Source organism: Paraburkholderia caffeinitolerans, assembly GCF_902859945.1.
Classification (GTDB): domain Bacteria; phylum Pseudomonadota; class Gammaproteobacteria; order Burkholderiales; family Burkholderiaceae; genus Paraburkholderia; species Paraburkholderia caffeinitolerans.
On record NZ_CADIKL010000019.1, the window covers coordinates 1 to 22102 of the forward strand.

Sequence of the window (22102 nt, forward strand, 5' to 3'; positions counted from 1 at the left end):
CCGTGTGCTGCTGAACGATCCGGCGACGGGCGTGATGCGTCATGCGGATGCGGGCTACGAGCTTGCGCAGCAGACGGCGCGTGAAGCCGGGCTCAAGCTGCCGATGCTGGGCAAGTAAGCTGTTTGCACGTACCGCTGGCGGGGCGGTGCGTGCGGTACCTGAGAAAAGCGCCGTGCGGCTTGAATGGCCGTGCGGCGCTTTTTTCGTTGCAGTGGCGAGCAAGCACATCGTCCCCGAAGTTCAGCCGTGAGAGGCCAGTTCAATCCGGCTACCTTACCTCGAATCCAGAAAAGCAAAGCTCGCATCGGTATAAGGTTTGTGCCCCGGCTCGCTAGAATTGTGCTTTCGTCCTGCTTACGATTTCGTACAGGCAGGCCGCCATGCCATTCAACGACACACGGGGACCCTAATGACAACACGCTTCGGACGCACGGCACACTGGCTCGGCGCGGGCATCATCGCATTGAGTGCGGCAGCGCATGCCGACACCTCGCTGCTCAACGTCTCATACGACGTGACGCGCGAACTGTACAAGGACATCAACGCGGGTTTCATCGCGGATTACCAGAAAAAAACCGGCGAAACCGTGTCGATCAAGCAGTCGCACGGCGCGTCGAGCGCACAGGCGCTATCGGTGCTGCAAGGCTTGCAGGCCGACGTCGTGACGATGAACCAGCCCAACGACATCGACCTGCTCGCGCAGCAGGGCCATCTCGTGCCTGCGGACTGGCGCGCGCGCTTGCCCGACGCAAGCGCACCGTACACGACGACGATGGTGTTCCTCGTGCGCAAGGGCAATCCGAAACACATCAAGGACTGGGACGATCTCGCGAAGCCCGGAGTGCAGGTCGTGATCGCCAATCCGAAGACCTCCGGCAATGGGCGCTACGCTTACCTCGCGGCGTGGGGTTATCGCAAGCAGCAGGGCGCGAGCGACGCGCAGGCGCTCGACTTCGAGCGTGCGCTCCTGAAGAACGTGCCGGTGCTCGACTCGGGCGGCCGCGGGGCCACCACAACGTTCACGCAGCGCGGCATCGGCGACGTGCTCGTGACCTTCGAAAACGAGGTCGCGCTGATCGATTCGGGAGTCGGTGCGAAGGACTTCGAAGCCGTGTATCCGTCTGTGAGCTTGCTGGCGGAGCCGCCGGTGTCGATCGTCGACAAGGTCGTGGACAAGCGCGACACGCGCAAGGTGGCGCAGGCGTATCTCGACTATCTGTACACGCCTGCTGCGCAGGAGATTATCGCCCGGCATCATCTGCGTCCGCGCGATGCGAGCGTGCTCGCGAAGCACGCCAGCGAGTTCAAGCCGATCAAGACCTTCACGGTCGAGCAGGTATTCGGCAACTGGCAGAAGGCGCAGGCCGCGCATTTCGCCGATGGCGGCACGTTCGATCAGATCGTCGTCGACCGGAACTAACGCGGGATTCGGTGATGAAAAAAGGCGCTTCGCGTGATGGCGAAGCGCCGTTCAACTCATCGCTTCGTGAGCGCGATGCTCGTGGGCTCAGCCGTCAAATACCCCACACTCGCCCCAAACCGGTCCTTGTAATTCGCGCGCACAATCGGATCGAGCGTTGCCACCACCTTGTCGTGCAACGACGATTCCCAGTCGCCCGCATGCTGGAAGTTGCTCATGATGTAGGTCCAGCCGTTGATCTCATCGACCGCATGCAAGCCCGTGGACTCCGCGCCGGCGGGGCAGGACAGCACGCGCGCCAGCGATTTGGTGTCCACGTTGTAGGCCCACAGGAAGTTGTTCACGTGCATGCCCGAATCCTCACCGATAAACAGCGTGCGCAATTTTTCGGAGAACTTGAGATTATCCGGATTCGCGATCTTGTCGGCGTTCGCGAGATTGCCTAGCGCGTCCGCAGCGGCAAGGTCCTCGCCAACCAGTGCTTCCGGCGCGCTCATGTCGACCGGCACCCAGTCGCTGTCGATGGCGCTGCCGGCCGTGTCGCGCTGGCCACCCTTCAGGTTCAGCGCATAGACCGCGCCCGCGGCGATCTTCTTGTCGAGCGCGACGTCGCGCGAGACCGCATTGCCCTTGACCATCGATGTTTCGATCCGTGACATCGCGCTGTAGACGATCTTGTCTTTCGCGTTGATGGTCGTGCCTTCGAGTTTCGTGAATGCCATGCTGGCGCCAAGCAGCGCGGCATAGCGGTGCGTCTCCAGAAACGCGGCGGCCTTCTCCATGCCCGGCTTCACGCGGATCCAGTTGAACTTGCCGCCGAAGTGGATCTTCGTGAAGGTCGGGTCGGCGGGATCGGCGGCCGCGACGTCCATGATGTCGGCTGCCTTCAGCGTGTTCGCAAGCGTTTCGATCTCGTCGCTCGTCGCGTGGCCGATGCGGATCCACGTGAGCGTCGCGGACCCGGCTCCTGCCGACGAGGTCTGCGTCCACTTCGCGACGTACAAGGTCCCCGCCGAGAGATCGGCGGCTTTGTCGGCGATGAACATGAATAAGCCGCCATTGGTTGCGTCGTCACCCATCATCACCGTGCGCTGGTCCGGCATCACCTGAACCAGTTCGTGCGAGATGCGGCCGAGGCAATAGTGCTTCTTCACCGTGCCCGTGCCGTCCGCGTTGACGGTGATCTCGGGCAGGTGGCCGTAGTGATACGGGTTCGCCTTTGTCTCGTCGCCGAAGGTGTTTTTGCTGAACGCCTTGAATTGCGCGTCGGTTGCCGCCTTCGTCGCGTCCGGTTCGTATTCCTCGCTCGAGAGGTGCGTATTCCACGGCGAGAGGCTCGCGCCGCACGTGATCCAGAGCGCGTGCGCCTTCGAGGTGTCGACGTTGTGGTACTTGACGAGCTTGAGCGCGCCCGTCGCCGGGTCCTGGTCGAGCGTCAGCACTGCGATGGGCGAGGGCAACTGGCCGTATTGCGACGCGCTCGCCTGGTCGCGCGTCGTGTATTCGAATTGCACGACCGCGAACACGGCGTTGCCTTTCACGCCGGGAACGCTGGCGTTCTTCAGCGTCAGCAGCGAGCTGCCGTCCGGGCAGTCCGAATAAAACTGGCGCTCCTTGCCAGCGACCGAGCGGTCGATGATCGGCTGGTTGTCGATGTCGTAGTAGCCGCCCGCGAGGATCGTGCCGCCGTGGCCGTCCGGCACCTGGTCGCCCGTTACGAAGAACGGCTTGTACGCGAGTTTGAAATTACTCGATGAGCCATCGGAGAACGTCACCGAAAGCGTCGAGCCGACCGTCGTGGTGGCCATTGCCGCTGCGTTGTCGAGCGTGGGCGCGGCCATGGGTGAAAACGTTGCGGCGGCGAAGGTGGCGGCGGCGGTTGGCGTGGCCGCCGGGCTGTCGTTGCCGCCGCCGCACGCGGTCAGCAGGGCGGGCAGGGCAGCGCCGGAAAGCGGGAGCATGGGCGCGCCGGCGAGCATCTTCAGGAGTTGGCGGCGAGCAGTATTGGGCAACGCGGACATGTGGAATTCAGGGGCGGTTGTTTGAATTCCGTAAGGCTAATGTTTGAATATGAAAGTTAAATGAAAATATTCAGGCTGCCGTCCCGTCCGTTCTTCGACAGACTTCTTCGAACCATGCGTTTTCCGCATGCTCCCCTCGACAATTAATCGTTTGTGATGCTTTTGAGGCCCAGGGATACTGCCGCAATTCCCAGACGTGGCGACGAATCGGCATCCCATCATGCGATCAGACTACAACTTCATTAACGGTCAGTTTTTTGAAGCGGACGCGCAGCGCATCGCCGTCTACAATCCCGCGAACGCCGAGCTGATCGGCCATGTGAGCGCCGCGAGCGTCGCCGACGCGGCCCGCGCGGTCGAAGCCGCCAAAGAGGCGCAGCGCGCCTGGCGCCGTTTGCCGGCCGCCGAGCGCGGCGCGATCCTGACGCGGTTTGCCGATGCCATCGACGCGCGCTCCCCGGTGATTGGCGCGGTGCTCGCCGCCGAATCCGGCAAGAGCGTCGCCGACGCCACCGCCGAAGCCCACTACGCCGCCGAGATCCTGCGCTATCACGCGCAATGGGCGCGCCGCATCGAGGGCGAGGTGATCCCGAGCGACAGAGCCAACGAAAACCTGATCCTGATGCGCGAGCCGATTGGCGTGGCCGCGTGCCTGATCCCGTTCAATTTCCCGATCTACACGTTGCTGCGCAAGATTGCGCCGGCGCTCATCACGGGCAACACCGTGGTTGCGCGGCCGAGCAACAACACGCCGTGCTCGGCGTTCGAGGTGGCGCGCGCGGCTCAGGACGCGGGTCTGCCGCCGGGCATCTTCAACGTGCTGGCGATGGACCACGACACCGCCGCCGCGCTGTGCACGCATCCGGGCGTCGGCATGATCACGCTCACGGGCAGCGTCGCGGCGGGCCGCAAGGTGCTCGACTACTGCAAGGAAAACATCGCGAAGCCGTCGCTCGAACTGGGCGGCAAGACGCCGGCCATCATCGAGGCCGATGCCGATCTCGAAGCCGCCGCCACGGCCATCGTGCGCTCCAAGACCACGCATTGCGGCCAGTTGTGCACGGCCATCGAGCGCGTCTATGTGCAGGAGTCCGTGCATGCGCGCTTCGTTGCGCTGTTGCGCGAGAAGATGAGCGCCGTGAAGTTCGGCGACCGTGCGCGCGACGCGGCGTGCATGGGGCCGCTCGTCAATGCACAGGCGCGTGCCACGGTTCATGCGATGGTCGAGCGCGCCGTTGCCGAAGGCGCTGTGATCGAGACGGGCGGCTATCTGCCGGAAGGCGCGGGCCACTTCTATCCGCCCACGCTGCTGAGCCACTGCCGCCAGGACATGGAGATCGTGCAGGAAGAGATCTTCGGACCGGTGTTGCCGGTGATCGGTTACGAGACGCTAGACGACGCGCTGCGCATGGCCAACGATCACCAGTTCGGCCTCTCCTCGGTGCTTTATACGGAACGCTATCGCTCGGCAATGCGCGTGGCGAACGAGATCGAGGCGGGCGAGCTTTACGTGAACCGCACGCCCGCCGACCCGTACCAGGGCTTTCACGCCGGCTGGAAGCGCTCGGGCCTCGGCGGCGACGACGGCAAGCACGGCATGCTCGAATTCACGCAGACGCGCCTCGTCGTCATGCCGTTCTGATTGATGATTCGTTTTCCTGATTGAACGCCATGGGGCGCTTATTGCAACGAGCGCCCGCCCAATAAGAAGCAGACCGTCCACCGTGGGCCGCGCGCCCACGCAGGCGAGTCTGCAAATGGAGACCATCGTGCAGAAGTCCATCACCAAACCCGAAGCGGCGGCGAACTCGCCGCACACCGATATCCCAGCCGTCGCGGCCTCGGGTGCGTCGCAGCGCTATGTCCAGTTACTGCTGCTCGTGCTCGCGGCCGGCGGCATTTATCCGCTGCTGTATCTGCGTCAGGTTTATCAGACCACGATGCTCGATGTCCTGCACATCGACAATGCGCAACTGGGCTACCTCTATTCGATGCTCGGCATCGTCTTCTTTCTTTCCTATTTGCCGAGCGGCTGGCTTGCCGACCGCGTGGCGCCGCGCTTGTTGATCTGCTTCTCGCTGATCGGCACGGGCGCGCTGGGCCTATGGTATTCGACCGCGCCTGCGTTCAACGCGCTGCTCGTGATCTTCTGCTGCTGGGGCCTCACGACGGGGCTCACGTTCTGGGCGTCGGTGCTCAAGCGCGTGCGCATGATCGCTTCGCCGACCGAGCAGGGCCGCTTCTTCGGGCTGCTCGACGGCGGGCGCGGGCTGGTCGAGGCGCTGCTTGCGACCGCGGCGCTCGCGCTGTTCGCCGCCGCTACCGGATCGGGGCGCGGCGAGGCGGCCGGCCTGCGCCACGTGATCTATATGTACTCGTTCACGTGTATCGCGCTGGGCGCGGTGATGACGCTTTTCAAGGATCCGGCGTCTGCCAAGGACGAAGCCGGCAAGCAAGCGGCCGATGCGGACGCTTCGCTCTGGCGCGATCTCAGGACGCTGGCCTCGATTCCGCAACTCTGGCTCATGGCGGCCGTCGTGTTCTGCGGCTATCAGATCTTCTGGGCCACTTACAGCTTCTCCGCGTATCTCCAGCAGGGCGATCTGCACATGAGCGTGGTGGCCGCCGGCATGGTGACCACGGCGAAACTCTGGATGCGGCCGATCGGCGGCATAGGCGGCGGCTTTCTCGGCGACCGTTTCTCGAACCTGCGCGTGCTGATCTGGGCGATGTTCCTCGCCGTCGCGGGGCTGGTGGGCCTGATCCTGCTGCCTGCGATGCACAACGTCGCGCTGCTGGGCGCGGTGGTGCTATTCATCGGCCTCATGACTTACGCGATTCGCGGCCTCTACTGGACGCTGCTCGACTACTGCGCGGTGCCCATGCGCATCACGGGCCTCGCGATCGGTCTTGTCTCGCTGGTCGGCTACTCGTCCGATATTTTCCTGCCGCTCGTGAACGGCTATTTCACGGAGCACTACGCGGGGCTGCTCGGCTACCAGTTCTATTTCGCCTATGTGGCGGCCATTGGCGCGCTTGGCGGCATTGCCGCGCTGGTGCTCAAGCGCATGTCCCATTCCCACACTGTCTGAATCTGCCCGAACCATGAAAGTCGTCGCCATGCAAACGCATGTCGTCGCGGTGCCTCCCCCGCACCTCGGCGGCATGTACTGGATCTTCGTCACGCTGCAGACCGATTGCGGCATCGAGGGCGTAGGTGAAATCTACGCCGCCACGTTCCATCCGGACGTGATGGTGCCCGCGATCGAAGATGCCTTCACGCGCTATCTGCTCGATCACGATCCGCACCACGTCGAGCGCTTGTTCCGCGAGGCGTATTCGAGCGGCTTCACGCAGCGCCCGGACCTCACGATGATGGGCATCGTGAGCGGCCTCGAAATGGCGTGCTGGGACATCATCGGCAAGGCGGCGAACAAGCCGGTGTACGAGTTGCTGGGCGGCATGGTGAACGAGCGCTTGCGTTCGTACACCTATCTTTATCCGAAGAACGCCAAGGGCGAATACGATTACGACGACCCCGATCTCGCCGCCGAATGCGCGCTCGAGAACGTGAAGCGCGGTTTCACCGCGGTCAAGTTCGATCCGGCGGGACCGTACACGGCGTACTCGGGGCATCAGCTTTCGCTCGAAGTGCTCGATCGCTGCGAAACGTTCTGCCGCAAGGTGCGCGAAGCGGTCGGCAACAAGGCCGATCTGCTGTTCGGCACGCATGGGCAGATGGTGCCTTCGTCGGCCATCCGGCTCGCGAAGCGGCTGGAAAAATACGATCCGCTGTGGTTCGAAGAGCCGGTGCCGCCGGGCCAGCCCGATGCCATGGCCGAAGTGGCGAAGCACACGAGCATCCCGATCTCGGCCGGCGAACGCCTGACGACCAAGTACGAGTTCCACAAGCTGCTGGAAGCGGGTGCCGCATCGATCATCCAGCTCAACGTCGCGCGCGTGGGCGGCTTGCTCGAAGCGAAGAAAGTGGCGGCGCTCGCAGAGGTCTATTACGCGCAGATCGCGCCGCACCTGTACAACGGTCCGATTGGCGCGGCGGCGAGCATCCAGCTTGCAGCTTGCACGCCGAACTTTCTGATTCAGGAAAGCATCGGCACGTGGGATGGTTTCCACGCGCAGATTCTCAAGCAGCCGATTCAGTGGGAAGACGGCTACATCATTCCGTCGAAGGCGCCGGGTTTGGGCGTCGAACTCGACATGGACGTCGTGCGCGCGCATTCGCCGTACACGGGCAAGCGTCTGCATCTGCAGATGGCGGACCGGCCCGCCGACGTGCGCGACACTGCGCCCGCGCGCGGCTGACCGGTGGGGGCAAGCCAATGAACTATGACTACATTATTGTCGGCGCGGGATCGGCGGGCTGCATTCTCGCCGAACGGCTTTCGGCTTCGGGACGTCATTCGGTGCTGCTGCTCGAAGCAGGCGGCTCGGACAATTCGTTCTGGTTCAAGATCCCGATCGGCTTCGCCAAGCTGTATTACGACAATAAGCACAACTGGATGTATTACAGCGAGCCGGAACCGCAGCTTGCCGGACGCCAGATCTACGCGCCGCGCGGCAAGGTGCAGGGCGGCTCGGGCTCGATCAACGCGATGATCTACGTGCGCGGCGCGCAGCGCGATTACGACGACTGGGCGGCTGCGGGCAATCCGGGCTGGTCGTATCAGGACGTGCTGCCGTACTTCCGCAAGCTCGAATCGCATCCGCTGGGCGATACGACCTGGCACGGCGCGAACGGCCCGGTGCGCATCACGCCGATGAAGGATGGCGCGCACCCGATCTGCCAGAGCTTTATCAAAGGCTGCGAGCAGCTCGGCTACGAACGCAACGACGACTTTAACGGTGCGCGGCTCGAAGGGGTGGGCATCTACGATGTCAACACGCGCAACGGGCAGCGTGCGTCGAGCAGCTTCGCGTATCTGCATCGCGCGGGGCAGCGGCCGAATCTCAAGATCGAGCATCATGCACAGGCGTCGCGCGTGCTGTTCGACGTCGATGCAAGCACAGGCAAGCGGCGCGCGAGCGGCGTGGAGATCGTCCAGCAGGGCGTGAAGCGCACGTTCCATGCGAACCGTGAAGTGATCGTTTCGGCGGGCGCGGTCGATTCGCCGAAGCTCCTGCAGCTTTCGGGAGTGGGCCCGCGCGCGCTGCTCGCGCAGCACGGCATCGAGGTGATGCACGAGTTGCCGGCCGTGGGGCAGAACTTGCAGGACCATCTGTGCGTGAGCTTCTACTATCGCTCGCGCGTGAAGACGCTCAACGACACGTTCAGCAGTTGGGCCAGCAAGCTCAAGTTCGGCCTGCAATATCTGATCAGGCGCACCGGGCCGTTCTCGATGAGCGTGAACCAGTCGGGTGGCTTTTTCCGCACTAATCTGGACGAAGCGCATCCGAACATGCAGGTGTATTTCAATCCGCTGTCGTATCGGATTCCCAAGTCGAATCGCGCCCAGCTCACGCCGGAACCGTACTCGGGCTTTCTCGTCTGCTTCAATCCGTGCCGGCCCACGAGCCGCGGTTCGGTCGAGATTGCCTCGGAGAACGTTGCGGATGCACCGAAGATTCGCGGTAACTATCTGTCGACGCAGAAGGATCGCGACGAGGCAATCGCGGGCAGCCGCCTCGTGCGCAAGCTGATGACGGCGCGCGCGCTCCAGGAAGTCACGGTGGAAGAGGTGACGCCCGCCGGCGAGGTGAGCGACGACGCCAGCATGCTCAAGTTCTTCCGCGAGCAGAGCGGCTCGATCTATCACTTGTGCGGCACCTGTGCGATGGGCCCGGACCCGCGCACGGCGGTGGTCGACGCACGCCTGCGCGTGCACGGCATCGAAGGTTTGCGCGTGGTGGATGCGTCGATCTTCCCGAACATCACCTCGGGCAACACGAACGCGCCCACCATGATGGTCGCGGAAAAAGGCGCGCAGATGATTATCGAAGACGCGGATCAGGAGATTGCCGCACGCGGCCTGGCGGCCAACGTTCAGCGCGCGGCGGCGATTTCCTCCTGAAGCCACTCGCGAAAAAGCTGTAGCGGCCTGGACGCCTGCGGTTCGGGCCGGGCCTCGCCAGGCCGGGCCGCGACAGGCCGCACCACGAACCAGTACGACTGGCGCCCATCCACGTGGATGTCGCGCACCGGCGCGAGCCGTCCATCGGCGAGTTCGCGCGCGATCATGTGGCGGTCGGCCATGGTCACGCCGAGCCCTGCGATAGCGGCGCCGATCGCATGATCGAGCAGATCGAATTCATAGCCGCCCGAGGTGTCGACATCGTCGATGTGCGCGGCGTCGAGCCAGTGCCGCCACGTGAGATAGCGCTGGTTCTCGCCGGCGAGCACATGGAGCAGCGTCTGCTGCGTGAGATCGAGCGGGCCTTGCGCGAGCAGCGCCGGCGCGCACACGGCGATGTGCGATTCGTGCATCAGTAGCGAGCTTTCGAGTCCTGGCCATTCGCCGTCGCCGAAGCGGATCGCACAATCGAGCGTGGTGGAATCGGCAAGGCTGTCCTGCAAGTGCGTCGTGAGGCTCAGTTCGAGCGTGGGATGGCGCGCGTGCAGGCGCGTGAGGCGCGGCACGAGCCAGCGGCTCGCGAAGGTGGGCGGCGCGTTTACGCGCAGGCGGTTCAGGTCGCTCTTTTGCTGGATCGTGCGCACGGTCAGTTCAATGCGGTCGAACGATTGTTGCAGCGTGCGCAGGAGAGCTCGGCCCGCGTCGGTGAGTTCGAGCCGGTGGTGATGGCGCTCGAGCAGGGTTTCGCCAAGCTGCTCCTCGAGCTGGCGCACCTGGCGGCTCACGGCGCTTTGCGTCACGTTCAACTGCTCGGCGGCGCGAGTGAAGCTGCCGCTCGTGCCTGCCGCCTCGAATGCTTTCAAAGCATTCAGCGCCGGCATTTTTCGCTTCAAGGTCGTCTCCTCGCGGGTCACGTCGTCTCGAAACGACGGGGCGCCAAAACGACGGAGTATACCGGCGCGCCAGGCGTCTCGGTATACCCTCGGGCCGTCGTTCATTGCCGCGAACGCGCGAGCGCCGCGAGCCCGAGCGTGACGGCCAGCGCGAACACGTAGAGGCCGCCGGGGCCGATTAGCCGCATGAAGACCGAGGCGATGGTGGGCCCGGCCGCGCCGCCCAGCGAGAACACCAGCAGCAGTGTCGCGCTGGTCTGCACGCGGCGGGCCTGGTCGACGCGATCGTTGACGTCGGAGACGATCACGCCGTAGAGCGTGAAGGTAAGCGCGACGTAGAGAAACAGCAGCACGTTCACCAGCAACGGCGCGCGCACGACGATCAGCGCCGCTGCCGCGAGCCCGGCGACGAGCGACACCGCGCCCAGCGTCGTGCGCCGCCCGAGGCGATCGGAAAGCCGTCCAACTGGCCACTGCGAGAGCAGCGCGCCAATCAGCACGATGCCCATCGCATGCGAAATGTCGCTCGCCGGAAAGCCGATGCGCGCGAGATAGACCGGCGTGAGCGCGTAGAACGCGCTGGAGAGCAGCCCCGCGCCGATGCAGGCGGGCAAGCTACGCGGCGCCGCGCGATGCAGTTCGCGCAGGCCGTCGAGCAGCAGCGTGGGGCGCTTGGGCGTGCCGAGCGGCGAAGCGTTCGCGGCCCGGACCGCGGCGACCGGCGGCGGCGCGGTTTGCTGCCAGTCGCCGATCAATGCGACGGGAATCAGCGCGGCCACGAACAGGCCGTTCACGAGCCCATGTTCGAGGTTGCTGCCGGGCGCGCCCACGCCGAGCAGAAACTGGCCGATGCTCACGCCGAGATAGGTGAGCACGAGATAGAGCGCGAAGGCGCGCCCGCGCTGCGCGTTGGGCACCGCGCCGTTGACGCCGCTTTCGATCGACGTGAACACGCCCATCATGCTGAAGCCCGTCAGGAGCCGCAGCGCGGCCCAGATATTGGGCGAATCGAACGATAGATAACCGAGTGCCGCGAGTGCGGCGAGCGCGCCGAAACCGATGAAGGTGCGCTGCGGCCCGATGCGCGTCACGAGCGGGCCGAGGCCGAGCCCACCCACGATGAAACCCACGTAGTAGCACGACTGTACGAGGCCGACGTCCAGCGCCGTATGCTGCGCGGCCAGCATGCGCAGTGAGATCAGCGTGGTGAGCAGGCTATTGCCGCAAACGAGAACCGTGTAGCCGCTCAGCAGGCCAAGGAGCGCCCGCATCCGCGATTAGTGCGTCACTGCGCCAGAACGGCGCTCCACGAAGCGGCGCACGTAGTCGTGGGCGGGGCGGTGCAGGATGTCGTCGGGCGTGCCGCACTGGATCAGACGGCCGTCGCGCAAAATCGCGATCTGGTTGCCGATGCGCAGCGCCTCGTCGAGATCGTGCGTGATGAACACGATGGTCTTCTTGAGCGTCTTCTGCAGTTCGAGCAACTGGTCCTGCATCTCCGTGCGGATCAGCGGATCGAGTGCGGAGAACGCCTCGTCCATCAGGATCACGTCGGTGTTCGCGGCCAGCGCGCGGGCGAGCCCAACGCGCTGGCGCATGCCGCCCGAAAGCTCGTCGGGGTAGTGGTCGGCGTAACCGGCCAGCCCCACCTTGCCGAGCCATTCGCGCGCGCTCGCAAGGGCGTCGGCTTTCTTTTCGCCGCGCGTGACGAGCGCATAGGCGGCGTTGTTGAGCACGGTCTGGTGCGGCAGCAGGCCGAAGCTCTGGAACACCATGCTCACGCCGTAGCGGCGCAGGTGGCGCAGGCCGCCATCGGAGAGCTTGAGCACGTCGTTGCCGTCGATCAGGATCTCGCCCACGGTGGGCTCGATCAGCCGGTTGAAGTGGCGCACGAGCGTGGACTTGCCCGAACCCGAGAGCCCCATGATCACGAAGATCTGGCCCGAGCCGATCGACAGGCTCACGTCGTTCAGGCCGACGTTGCAGCGCGTTTTCTCGAGCACCTCGGCCTTGCTCGCGCCGCCGCGCAGCATTTCCAGCGCACGCTGGCCCGCTTCGCGCGTGCCGAAGATCTTGTACACGTTCTTGACTTCGATGCCGCTCATGGTCGTTACCTCATTGCGTATTCGGAGTGCGCCGGCTTCTGCGTGATTGCTTCATGATGCCAGCGCTAATGCGTTCGCGTTCGTTGGGTGGCTTGTGCGCCGGTCACTTGGCCGGCTGGCTGCTCATGTCGCCGCGCAGGTCGCCGGATCCAGCCTCGTTCGCGTCGCGATTTTCCTGATCGCGGCCGCGGCGAAACGGAATCCGCGAGGGCTGCTTCGACTTGCGCGCGAGGCCGCGCGTGCGGCGTCCCTGGCCGTAGCCCTGACTGATGCGGTCGATCACGATCGCGAGGATCACGATGGCGATGCCGGCCTGCGTGCCCTTGCCGACGTCGAGCGTCTGAATGCCCGCGAGCACATCTTCACCCAGGCCGCGCGAGCCGATCATGGAGGCGATCACCACCATCGAGAGCGCCATCATCGTGGTCTGGTTGATGCCGGCCATGATGCTCGGGCGCGCGAGCGGCAATTGCACGCCGAACAGCAGTTGCATGCGCGTGGTGCCGAATGCGCGCGCGGCTTCGACGATCTCGGCGTCCACGTGGCGGATGCCAAGGTCGGTCAGGCGGATCAGCGGCGGCAGTGCGTAGACGACGGTGGCGAGAATCGCGGGCACCTTGCCGAGGCCGAACAGCATCAGCACCGGAATCAGGTAGACGAAGCTCGGCAGGGTTTGCATCACGTCGAGCACCGGCAGCAGCACGCGGCGAAGCTTGCTGCTCGACGCCGCGAGAATGCCGATGGGCACGCCCAGCACGACCGAAATGAGCGTGGCGACCACCATCAGCGCGAAGGTCTGCATGAGCTTGTCCCACAGCCCGAAGCAGCCGATCAGCCAGAGCAGCGCAACGAACAGGACCGCCACGCCGACGCGGCGCGACGCGTGCCACGCGAGCAGGCCCACGGCGGCGAGGATGACCCACGGCGGCGTCGCGCGCAGCAGGCCTTCGAGCGGCACGAGCACGTAGCGCAGCATCAGGACGCTGAAGTTGTGAAACGCGTCGCCGTGCTGCTGCACGAACGTGGTGACCTGGTCGTTGACCCAATCGGCGATGGAGAGGTGAAGAAACGGAGATCCCATGGTGAGCCTCATTCTGCGTGTGACAGGTGATGCGGGCTGCCGTGCTGCATGAATCGCGGCACGGCTTCGGGCAGGGCGCTTAGCTGCGCAAGCCGGCTTGCACGCGCGCCGCGACGTCCGGCGTGACCCATTGCTTCCAGATTTCGGGGTGCTGCTCGAAGAACGTGCGCGCGACGACGGAGGCGTCGAGTTTCTTGTCATGCATCTGCTGGACCAACTGCTCGTCGAGCGCGAGCGGCAGGCTCACTTTTTCGAAGAATGCCACGGCGCCGGGTGCGCTGTCGTAGAAGGGCGTCGAAACGGCGATCTTCAGATGCGAGACCTTGAACGCCGAGGCGCACGGCGTGCCCTTCGGGTCGGTGATGGTGTTCCAGCAGACGTCCGAATACGGCGCACCCTGCAATTGCACGAACTTGTACTTCGCCATCAGGCCGGCCGGCTGCCAGTAGTAGAACAGGATGGGCTTGCCGCGCTCGTAGGCCGAGGCGATGGCCGCGTCGAGCGCGCCGCCGGTGCCGGGGCGGAAGTTCGTGTAGTCGTCGCCGAGCTTGTAGGCGGCGAGCAGGCGGTTGTTGAAGCGCTCGCAGTCCCAGCCGGCGGGGCAGTTATAGAAGCGGCCCTTGCCGGGCTCTTCGTCGTCGGTGAAAAGGTCCTTGTATTGCGCTAGTTGCGAGACGGAGCGCAGTTGCGGCGCGAGCGGTTTGATGCCGCGCTTGGGGTCGCCGTTGATCAAGTAGTCGGGCACGTACCAGCCTTCCTTGTCGCCGCCCGGGATCAGTTCGCCCACGAGCTTCACGCTGCCGTCCTGGAGTGCGCGCGCAACGATCGGGCTGCGCCCGGTCCAGTGCTCGGCCCACACCTGGAGGTCGTTTTTGGAGAGCGCGGTCTCGGTGGCGGCCGTGGCGCCCGGCACGACCTCGGTTTTGCAGCCGTAGCCCTTTTCGAGCACGGTGCGGACCATTTCGGTCATCAGCGCGCCGCTTTCCCAGGTGATCTGCGCAAGCTTCACGGTCTTGCCGGACTCGCACCAGCCTGGCGCGGCGAAGCTGCTCGTGGCGGCGCTGGTTAGCGCGAGCGCGGCGGCGAAATGCAGGCCGGTACGCGTGATACGTCTCATGTCGTCTCCTCCGTTACGGAAGCTATATATGGGCCTCTTCGCCATCGCGCGGGCCGTGCTTTTTGAATCAACGCGAACAGAGTCTAACGACAGCATTTGGGGTTGCGAAGCAACGAAAAGTCATCGAAGCATTACCTGATCTCATGGCAATGAATTCGCGTCATGCCCCCATGAGATTTCATAGCTTTTGGGCGTGTTTGGCGTGTGCTGGAATTCGTCTCGACGCACGGATCGCACCGATGCAACACGCTGCGCTGCGGTGCACAACACGGTGCACAACACATTGCCAACCTTGGAGACGGAGTCGGATATGAAAGCCCTGGAAGTCTATATCGGCGAAGGTTTTGCAGGACCCGGCGTCAACGCCGCCCATATCAACATCATGATCGGCCCGCGCAGCGGACCGGTGGGCCAGGCGTTCACGAACAGCCTGTCTTCGCCCTCGCAGGGCCATGTGCCGTTCATGGTGGTCGCGCAGCCCAACGTGCCGGTCAAGCCCGCCACGCTCTACGTGAACAAGGCCGACATTCGTGGCGACCTGCACGGCAACGCCACTTGGGGCGCTTCGCAGGCGGCCATCGCGAAGGCCGTGACCGAGGCGATGCTAGACAGCACGCTGCCGCCCGAGGCCGAGAACGAATGGTGCATCGTCACGGCGAACTGGGTGAACTGGTCGTGCGACGACCTCGACGCCGTCTACGAGAACAACTACGCGGCCTGCAAGACCGCGATTCGCGCCGCCATGAACGGGCTGCCCGCGCTGCACGACGTCGCGAAGATCAAAGACCAGATCAGCAATCCGTTCTATACGCCCAAGGCTAAAGCGGCCTGAGCCGCGCGTACCGTTACAGGTGACTACGATGCAATACGTGCAACTCGGCCGCTCGGGCCTCAAAGTGTCGCGTCTGTGCCTTGGCACGATGAACATGGGCACGCCCGACTGGAAGCCATGGATCTACAACGAAGCGCAGAGCGAGCCGATCGTGCGCCGCGCGCTCGAAGCGGGCGTGAACTTCATCGATCTCGCCGATTTTTATTCGACCGGCGTGGGCGAGGAAGTGGTCGGGAACATCGTGCGCCGCCTCGCCAAGCGCGACGAACTCGTGCTCACGACCAAGGTGGGCTATCCGATCGGGAGCGGTGTCAATAACCAGGGCCATTCGCGCAAGCACATCATGGACGGCATCGATGGCTCGCTGCGCCGTCTGCAAACCGATTACGTCGATATCTACATGCTCCACTACTTCGACACGAATACCCCGGTCGAAGAAACCATGGACGCGCTCAACGATATCGTGCGCGCGGGCAAGGCGCGTTATATCGGCGTGTCGACCATGTTCACGTGGCAGTTCGCGAAGATCCTGCAGGCTTGCGAGCGCTACAACTTCGCGCGCCCGATCAACATGCAGTTGCAGTTGAACTGCGCGTATCGCGAGGAAGAGCGCGAGATGATTCCGTTCTGCCAGGACCAGGGCATTGGCGTCTCGGTGTTCAGCCCGCTCGCGCGCGGCCTGCTGTCGGGCGATGCGAAATCGGTGCGTAACCAGACCGACTTCTTCACGGTGCAGATGTACGACGATGAGGTGTCGCGCGAGATCGCACGCTCGGTGGCCGAAGTGGCCGACGCGCGCGGCGTTTCGTGCGCGCAGATCGCGCAGACGTGGGTGTTGAGCCGCCCGGGCGTGACGTCGATGCTGGTGGGCGCCGATACCGTCGCGCAGTTCGAGAGCGCGCTCGCGGCGCTCGATACGCAGCTCGACGCCAGCGAGCTTTACGAACTCGATCGCAACTACACGCCGTGCGACGTGATCAACGACTATGTGAGCTCGCGCATTCCGCGCGCGCCGCGTGCGTCGCGCCGGCTGGAGATCGCAGCATGATTGGCGGCCTGACTGAAACGCGCCTGTGGCGCACGTCGAGTTTCATCGACGGTGAATGGGTGGCGAGCGACGCCACCTACACGGTATTCGATCCGGCCAGCGGCGCGGCGCTCGCGGAAGTCTCGCGCGCCGGCGCGCGCGAGACGCTGCAGGCGGTGGCGGCGGCGGCCCAGGCGTTTCCCGCATGGCGCGACGCCACCGCTGCGGAGCGCGGCGCGAAGGTGCGCCGCTGGGGCGAACTGATGCTCGAACAGCGCGAGGACCTCGCGCGCATCATGACCGCGGAGCAGGGCAAGCCGTACACGGAGGCGCTCGGCGAGGTGGCCTATGCGGCGAGCTTTCTCACGTGGTTCGCGGAAGAGGCGCGGCGTGCCTATGGCGACGTGATTCCCGCGCCGAAGAAGGGCGCGCGCATCGTCGTGACGAAGGAGCCGGTGGGCGTGGTGGGCGCGATCACGCCGTGGAATTTTCCGCTCGCGATGGTCACGCGCAAGGCGGGCCCGGCGCTGGCGGCGGGCTGCACGATGGTGCTCAAGCCCTCCGAGGAGACGCCGCTTTCCGCGTTCGCACTCGCGGAACTGGCGGTGCAGGCCGGCATTCCGCGCGGTGTGTTCAACGTGGTGTCGGGCGACGCGCCGGCGATCGGCGACACGCTGATGGCCTCGAAGGCCGTGCGCAAGATCTCGTTTACGGGTTCGACCCGCGTGGGCAAGCTGCTCATGCGCGCCGCCGCGGACAGCGTCAAGAAGGTCTCGCTCGAACTGGGCGGCAACGCGCCGTTCATCGTGTTCGACGACGCCGATCTCGATGCTGCCGTGGAAGGGGCGATGGCCTCGAAGTTCCGCAACACCGGGCAAACCTGCGTGTGCGTGAATCGCTTCTACGTGCAGTCGGGCGTGCATGATGCGTTCGTCGAAAAGCTCGCGGCGGCGGTGCGCAAATTGCGCGTGGCGAACGGCATGGAGCCGGGGGCGACGCAAGGGCCGCTCATCAACGCCGCCGCGCTGCGCAAGGTGGAGGCGCACGTGAGCGACGCGCAAGCCAGGGGCGGCGCAATCGTGTGCGGCGGCGCTCGGCATGCGCTCGGCGGCACGTTCTACGAACCCACCATCATCACCGGCGCGCACGGCGGCATGATGCTCGCGAACGAGGAAACCTTCGGCCCGGTGGCGGCGGTGTTCCGCTTCGAGACCGAGGAAGAGGCGATCCGCGCGGCCAACGATACCGACTTCGGCCTTTCCGCGTATTTCTACGCGCGCGACATTGGCCGCGTGTGGCGCGTGGCGGGCGCGCTCGAAAGCGGCATGGTCGGCATCAACGAAGGCATCATCTCCACCGAGGTCGCGCCGTTCGGCGGCGTGAAGGAGTCGGGGCTCGGCCGCGAGGGTTCGAAGTACGGACTCGATGAGTACCTCGAAACGAAGTACATGATGATGGGCGGGCTGGGTTGAGCCTGCGTTGAACGCCGGGCGTCACGTCCCCGCGTGCGTTTCGCCCGGCTGCCGCCCGGCAAAACGTACGCCGGGCGCCGCATCCGCATAGCTGCCGACCAGCGTGGACGTCACGACACAACGCGTCGCGGCGATCTTCCACTCGCCATCGATCTTGCGGTACTCGTCTTCGTAATACGCGCCGAGCTGCGTGAATGCGCGCTCGCGCGTATCGAGCATCTGGTAGTGCAGCCCCCAGGTGCCGCGCGCGTGCGCGCTGTCGAGCACCTCGATTTGCGGATTGACGCCGTGATGCATCTCCACGATATGCGGATGGCAGCCTAGCCGCTCGAAAACGGCCACCAGGCCGTCACGGTTGTCGAACACGCCGATCGCGCCGTAGTCGATGCGCACCGGACCGGCGGCAAAGCATTCGCGCATACCTTGCGGGTCCTTCATGTCGCAGCAGGCGAAGTAGCGCGCCTTCAGGCTGCGAATCGCATCGGCGTCTTCGAGCGCGCGCAGGCGCGCCTCCAGGGCTTCGATCGGGCTCATTCCGTCTCCTTGATTCGGCGCCGCACCGCTGCGGATGCCTGAGCGCTACGGTAGCGTTGCGCTCGCGCCAGCCCATCGTCCAGTCGGACGATGCGCGGAGGCAGAGGCCGTTCTTACCATCCGATGACACCAAGGAGACGCCTGCCGATGGACGACGCCACTCGCACACTCTGGGCATTCGAGCAAATCCGGCAATTGAAATATCGTTACTTTCGGGCAGTCGACTGCCACGACTGGGCGCTGCTCGCGCAATGCCTGAGCGAGGATTGCCGGGCGCGCCTGTATGGCGGCAAGTATGCGTACGACGGCCGCGAGGCCTTCGTCACCAGCTTGCAGGCGCTGATCGGCAAACCGACGTTCCTCACCATGCACCATGGCCATCACCCGGAACTGGAACTGCTCGACGACGATCGCGCACGCGGCGTCTGGTATCTGGAAGACCACGCGATCGACCTCGAAAGCAATATCGTGCTGCATGGCACGGCCCTCTACGACGACGAGTACATCCGGCGCGACGGCGTCTGGCAGATCGCGCGCACGCACCACGAGCGGATTTTCGAATCGGTCACCTCGCCGATTCCCGATTCGTTCAGTTTGACGGCCAACCGGTTTCAGCCTCACGCGCTGGCATAAGACGCAGCCTGATTCCGGCGAGCACGCGCCTCGCCCTCTCATTACAACCCGGAGACGATTCGATGGAAAAAGTCATTTACGTGCTGTGGCGCGATTCCCAGGTTCCCGCCGACTCATGGCGTCACGCGGTGCGCACGACGCTTGCCGACACGCTGCTCTCGCGCGGCGCGCACGGCGTGCAGGTCAATCTCGCCGATGCCGACGTCGAGCCAGCAGCGGCCCTGCGTCAGCAGAATACGCAGCCGGGCATCGAAGGCACGGTTTCCATCTGGATCGACAGTTCGGTGGCCATGCTGCGCCAGCCGTTCGACGAAGCCGTGCGCGCTGTCGCGCCGCATTTGGCTGCTTATCTGGTCACCGAATCGCAGCCGATCCGCAATACGCGCTTCGTGCCGAAAGCGGGTGAGCGTACCGCCGGTTTTGCGCAACTCGCGTTTCTCACGCGGCCGCCGCGCCTCACGCACGAAGCGTGGATCGACGTGTGGCACAACCACCATACGCGCGTGGCGATCGACACGCAGGACAACTTCCTCTACGTGCAGAACGTGGTCGTGCGCGCGCTTACGCGCGCCGCGCCGCAATACGATGCGATCGTCGAGGAATGCTTTCCGGCCGCCGCGATGAGCGATCCCTATGCGTTCTTCGACGCCGTGGGCGACGAGGAAAAATTCCAGCGCAATCTCCAGACCATGATGGAAAGCTGCGCGCGCTTCATTGACTTCGACAAGATCGACGTGATTCCAACCAGCCAGTACATCGTGAAGAGCGTCAACGGTTGAATCGATGCGTTGAAGGTCACCCGCGTTCCGCGTGATGCTCGATGAGCCAGTCGCTGAAATTACGCACGCGCTGGGTGTCCTGCACTTCGGGCCGTACGTCGAGCCAATAGCCGGCGGGTCCATCCACTTCGATTTCGCTGAGCTGCACGAGCGTGCCGTTCGCGAGTTCCTGCTCGATCATGTGCCGGTCGGCGACGGCAATGCCGAGTCCGGCCACGGCGGCATGAATGACCTGGTCTAACGTGCTGAACTCCATCTCGCCGCGCGGCGCCATTTCCACATCGAGCTTTGCGGCTTCGAGCCACGCCTCCCACACGAGCAGACGGCGATCGATATCGAGGATATAGAGCCACGGATGCTGCGCGAGGATGGCGCGCAGCGCGTCCTCGTCCGCTGGCGGGCCGTCGAACTCGCGCGCCGACGCCACGAGCACATGGCGCTCGCGCATGAGCCGCGTGCTCTGTCCGCCGGGCAGCGGCTCCATGCCGAAGCGGATCTGGCAATCCTCGTTGCGCTCGCTGCCGTGCAGCGGCCCGTATTCGTTCGTGATGGAAATGCGCAGATCGGGATGGCGTACCTGAAAATCGCGCAGACGCGGCGTGAGCCAGCGCGTGGCGAGCGTGGGCGCGGCGTTCAGCGTGAGGAGGCGGTTCGACGGATCGGCGCGGATCGTGTCGAGGGTATGCGCGATGCTGTCGAACGCGGCTTGCAGCGTGGGCAGCAGACGTTTGCCGGCAGCGGTGATCTCGAGCCGGTGATGATGGCGCATGAACAGCGGCGTGCCGAGATAATCCTCGAGCAGACGAATTTGCCGGCTGATCGCGCCTTGCGTGACGTGCAGATTCTGCGCTGCTTTCGTGAAGCTGAGGGTTCGGCTCGCTTCTTCGAATGAACGCAGTGCCGAAAGAGAAGGAAGTCGGCGCATGATGCAACCTCTTGATGCGAACAAAGCGCCGGACGGTGCCGGCGCCTGACCAATGAGACAGTGAGTTAGAACACGTGCGTGATGCCCACGCGGCTCACGACCTGGTTCTGCGTGCTGGCCGGGTTGAAGCCCGTGATCTGCGCATTCTCCGCCGACCCTGCCGCATGCTGGTACGAACCCATCGCGTAGACCGAGGTGCGTTTGGAAAGCGCGTACTGCGTGATCAGGTTGAACTGGTGATACTTCGGCGACTGGTCGGTTGCGTGGTCGAGGCCGTCCGTGAAGGTATAGCCCACGCCCACCGTGAAGGCCGGCGTGACCGCGTAGGTGCCGGAGAACTCGTAGTTCTGGAAGTGCAGGTCGTGACTGCCGTTACCCGAGGAGAAGTCCACGTTGGTGTACTGGGCCATCAGCTTCAGGCTGCCGAGCGCATACGACGCGCCCGCCGAGAGAATGCCCTGATAGCGCGCGTTGGCGAGCGCATCGCCGTAAATGGCGTTCACGTAGCCGCCGCCGCTACCGTAGCCGGCCACCGCCGTGATCGGATTGTTCACGCGCAGGTAGCCCACGCCGGCGCTGAACGATCCGGCCGTGTACGCCGCCGCCGCGCTATACGACGAGTTGGTCGAGAACTGGCCGGCCTGGCCGCCGAACGAATAGTGGCCTTCGAACTGGAATCCCGCGAACACGGGGCTGATGTACTTCACCGCGTTGTTGACCGGGAACCCGTTGTCCATGTTGTCCATATCGTTCGGGTGTGCGAAATACCAGCCGCCGTAGTTGCCGTTGAGCGAATACGGCTCGATCAGGTCGACGGTGGCGTCCCACTGCTTGCCGAGCGTGAGCTGGCCGTATTGTTGCGATTTCAGGCCCACATAGGCATTGCGCGAGAAGGCGAGGCCGCCGCCCGCGGCTCCCGTGGCCGCGTTGAAGCCGCTTTCGACGCGGAAGATCGCCGCGAGGCCGCCGCCCAGGTCTTCGCTGCCGCGCAGGCCCCAGCGGCTGCCCGCCGGCACGCCGCTTTGCATCTGGAACACGTGGCCGCCGCTGCCCGGCACGATATTGCCGTTCGCGCCATTGACCACGTTATTGGCGTAGTCGATGCCGAGGTCGACGATGCCGTACAGCGTCACGCTGCTTTGCGCATGGGCGCCCGCTGCGGCGAGCGCGAGCGGCAGCGCCGCGATGATTTTTTTCTTCACCCGGAGTCTCCGTTCTGGTTGGGTTGTTTCT

At 64.6% G+C, this 22102-nt stretch carries 20 protein-coding genes; 11 read left to right on the top strand and 9 right to left on the bottom strand.

The window, feature by feature from the left end; genetic code table 11:
* Together HV773_RS19155 and HV773_RS19160 are read left to right on the top strand one after the other, a co-directional pair.
* On the top strand, nucleotides 1-118 hold a 118-nt coding region (locus tag HV773_RS19155), incomplete at its 5' end, for a hypothetical protein (protein WP_175196342.1).
* Between the two features lie 292 nt (nucleotides 119-410).
* Complete coding sequence (locus HV773_RS19160; RefSeq protein WP_175196344.1) at nucleotides 411-1421, top strand: sulfate ABC transporter substrate-binding protein; 1011 nt, start codon at nucleotides 411-413, stop codon at nucleotides 1419-1421.
* 56 nt (nucleotides 1422-1477) lie between these two features.
* On the opposite strand, the gene HV773_RS19165 is transcribed toward HV773_RS19160, so the two are convergent.
* Nucleotides 1478-3442 (bottom strand): PhoX family protein, encoded by a 1965-nt coding sequence (locus HV773_RS19165; protein WP_175196346.1) that lies wholly within the window; start codon nucleotides 3440-3442, stop codon nucleotides 1478-1480.
* Nucleotides 3443-3662: 220 nt separating this feature from the next.
* On the opposite strand from HV773_RS19165, the gene aldA reads away from it, so the two are divergent.
* The 4 genes from aldA to HV773_RS19185 all read left to right on the top strand — a co-directional run bounded on the left by aldA (nucleotide 3663) and on the right by HV773_RS19185 (nucleotide 9471).
* Nucleotides 3663-5084, top strand: a complete 1422-nt coding sequence (gene aldA / locus HV773_RS19170) for an aldehyde dehydrogenase (RefSeq protein WP_175196348.1) — start codon at nucleotides 3663-3665, stop codon at nucleotides 5082-5084.
* A 115-nt stretch (nucleotides 5085-5199) separates the two neighbouring features.
* On the top strand, nucleotides 5200-6534 hold the full coding sequence (locus HV773_RS19175; RefSeq protein WP_175196350.1) for an MFS transporter: 1335 nt from the start codon (nucleotides 5200-5202) through the stop codon (nucleotides 6532-6534).
* 13 nt (nucleotides 6535-6547) lie between these two features.
* Nucleotides 6548-7765, top strand: a complete 1218-nt coding sequence (locus HV773_RS19180; RefSeq protein WP_175196352.1) for a mandelate racemase/muconate lactonizing enzyme family protein — start codon at nucleotides 6548-6550, stop codon at nucleotides 7763-7765.
* 17 nt (nucleotides 7766-7782) lie between these two features.
* A complete protein-coding gene (locus HV773_RS19185; RefSeq protein ID WP_175196353.1) occupies nucleotides 7783-9471 on the top strand; it encodes a GMC family oxidoreductase in 1689 nt (562 codons plus the stop codon).
* Here the strand turns inward: HV773_RS19185 and HV773_RS19190 are convergent.
* The 5 genes from HV773_RS19190 to HV773_RS19210 all read right to left on the bottom strand — a co-directional run bounded on the left by HV773_RS19190 (nucleotide 9444) and on the right by HV773_RS19210 (nucleotide 14667).
* A complete protein-coding gene (locus HV773_RS19190) occupies nucleotides 9444-10352 on the bottom strand; it encodes a LysR substrate-binding domain-containing protein (protein ID WP_217481924.1) in 909 nt (302 codons plus the stop codon). The genes HV773_RS19185 and HV773_RS19190 overlap by 28 nt on opposite strands.
* A gap of 113 nt (nucleotides 10353-10465) precedes the next feature.
* Nucleotides 10466-11635, bottom strand: coding sequence for an MFS transporter (locus tag HV773_RS19195; RefSeq protein ID WP_175196357.1), 1170 nt, complete (start codon nucleotides 11633-11635; stop codon nucleotides 10466-10468).
* A gap of 6 nt (nucleotides 11636-11641) precedes the next feature.
* On the bottom strand, nucleotides 11642-12469 hold the full coding sequence (locus HV773_RS19200) for a quaternary amine ABC transporter ATP-binding protein (RefSeq protein WP_175196359.1): 828 nt from the start codon (nucleotides 12467-12469) through the stop codon (nucleotides 11642-11644).
* Nucleotides 12470-12572: 103 nt separating this feature from the next.
* Nucleotides 12573-13550: an ABC transporter permease gene (locus HV773_RS19205; RefSeq protein WP_175196360.1), complete on the bottom strand. Its 978-nt coding sequence runs from the start codon at nucleotides 13548-13550 to the stop codon at nucleotides 12573-12575.
* A 79-nt stretch (nucleotides 13551-13629) separates the two neighbouring features.
* The gene (locus HV773_RS19210) at nucleotides 13630-14667 is read right to left on the bottom strand and encodes an ABC transporter substrate-binding protein (protein ID WP_175196362.1); all 1038 of its coding nucleotides are present in this window, start codon (nucleotides 14665-14667) and stop codon (nucleotides 13630-13632) included.
* Nucleotides 14668-14977: 310 nt separating this feature from the next.
* On the opposite strand from HV773_RS19210, the gene fae reads away from it, so the two are divergent.
* Genes fae through HV773_RS19225 form a run of 3 tightly spaced genes read left to right on the top strand, consistent with a single transcriptional unit; the run spans nucleotide 14978 to nucleotide 17998 of the window.
* Nucleotides 14978-15499, top strand: coding sequence for a formaldehyde-activating enzyme (gene fae, locus HV773_RS19215; protein WP_175196364.1), 522 nt, complete (start codon nucleotides 14978-14980; stop codon nucleotides 15497-15499).
* A gap of 28 nt (nucleotides 15500-15527) precedes the next feature.
* On the top strand, nucleotides 15528-16547 hold the full coding sequence (locus HV773_RS19220) for an aldo/keto reductase (RefSeq protein ID WP_175196366.1): 1020 nt from the start codon (nucleotides 15528-15530) through the stop codon (nucleotides 16545-16547).
* Nucleotides 16544-17998, top strand: coding sequence for an NAD-dependent succinate-semialdehyde dehydrogenase (locus HV773_RS19225; RefSeq protein ID WP_175196368.1), 1455 nt, complete (start codon nucleotides 16544-16546; stop codon nucleotides 17996-17998). Before HV773_RS19220 ends, HV773_RS19225 begins: the two co-directional genes overlap by 4 nt.
* Nucleotides 17999-18019: 21 nt before the next feature.
* On the opposite strand, the gene HV773_RS19230 is transcribed toward HV773_RS19225, so the two are convergent.
* Nucleotides 18020-18532, bottom strand: a complete 513-nt coding sequence (locus HV773_RS19230; protein ID WP_175196369.1) for a nuclear transport factor 2 family protein — start codon at nucleotides 18530-18532, stop codon at nucleotides 18020-18022.
* A 147-nt stretch (nucleotides 18533-18679) separates the two neighbouring features.
* Here HV773_RS19230 and HV773_RS19235 point away from each other — a divergent pair, with 147 nt between their 5' ends.
* A complete protein-coding gene (locus HV773_RS19235) occupies nucleotides 18680-19165 on the top strand; it encodes a nuclear transport factor 2 family protein (protein ID WP_175196371.1) in 486 nt (161 codons plus the stop codon).
* Between the two features lie 62 nt (nucleotides 19166-19227).
* The gene (locus HV773_RS19240) at nucleotides 19228-19944 is read left to right on the top strand and encodes an EthD domain-containing protein (protein ID WP_175196373.1); all 717 of its coding nucleotides are present in this window, start codon (nucleotides 19228-19230) and stop codon (nucleotides 19942-19944) included.
* Nucleotides 19945-19960: 16 nt separating this feature from the next.
* Here the strand turns inward: HV773_RS19240 and HV773_RS19245 are convergent, their stop codons facing one another.
* Both HV773_RS19245 and HV773_RS19250 read right to left on the bottom strand, forming a co-directional pair.
* Nucleotides 19961-20869: a LysR substrate-binding domain-containing protein gene (locus tag HV773_RS19245; protein ID WP_175196375.1), complete on the bottom strand. Its 909-nt coding sequence runs from the start codon at nucleotides 20867-20869 to the stop codon at nucleotides 19961-19963.
* Between the two features lie 65 nt (nucleotides 20870-20934).
* Nucleotides 20935-22071: a porin gene (locus HV773_RS19250; RefSeq protein WP_175196376.1), complete on the bottom strand. Its 1137-nt coding sequence runs from the start codon at nucleotides 22069-22071 to the stop codon at nucleotides 20935-20937.
* Between the last annotated feature and the right edge of the window lie 31 nt (nucleotides 22072-22102).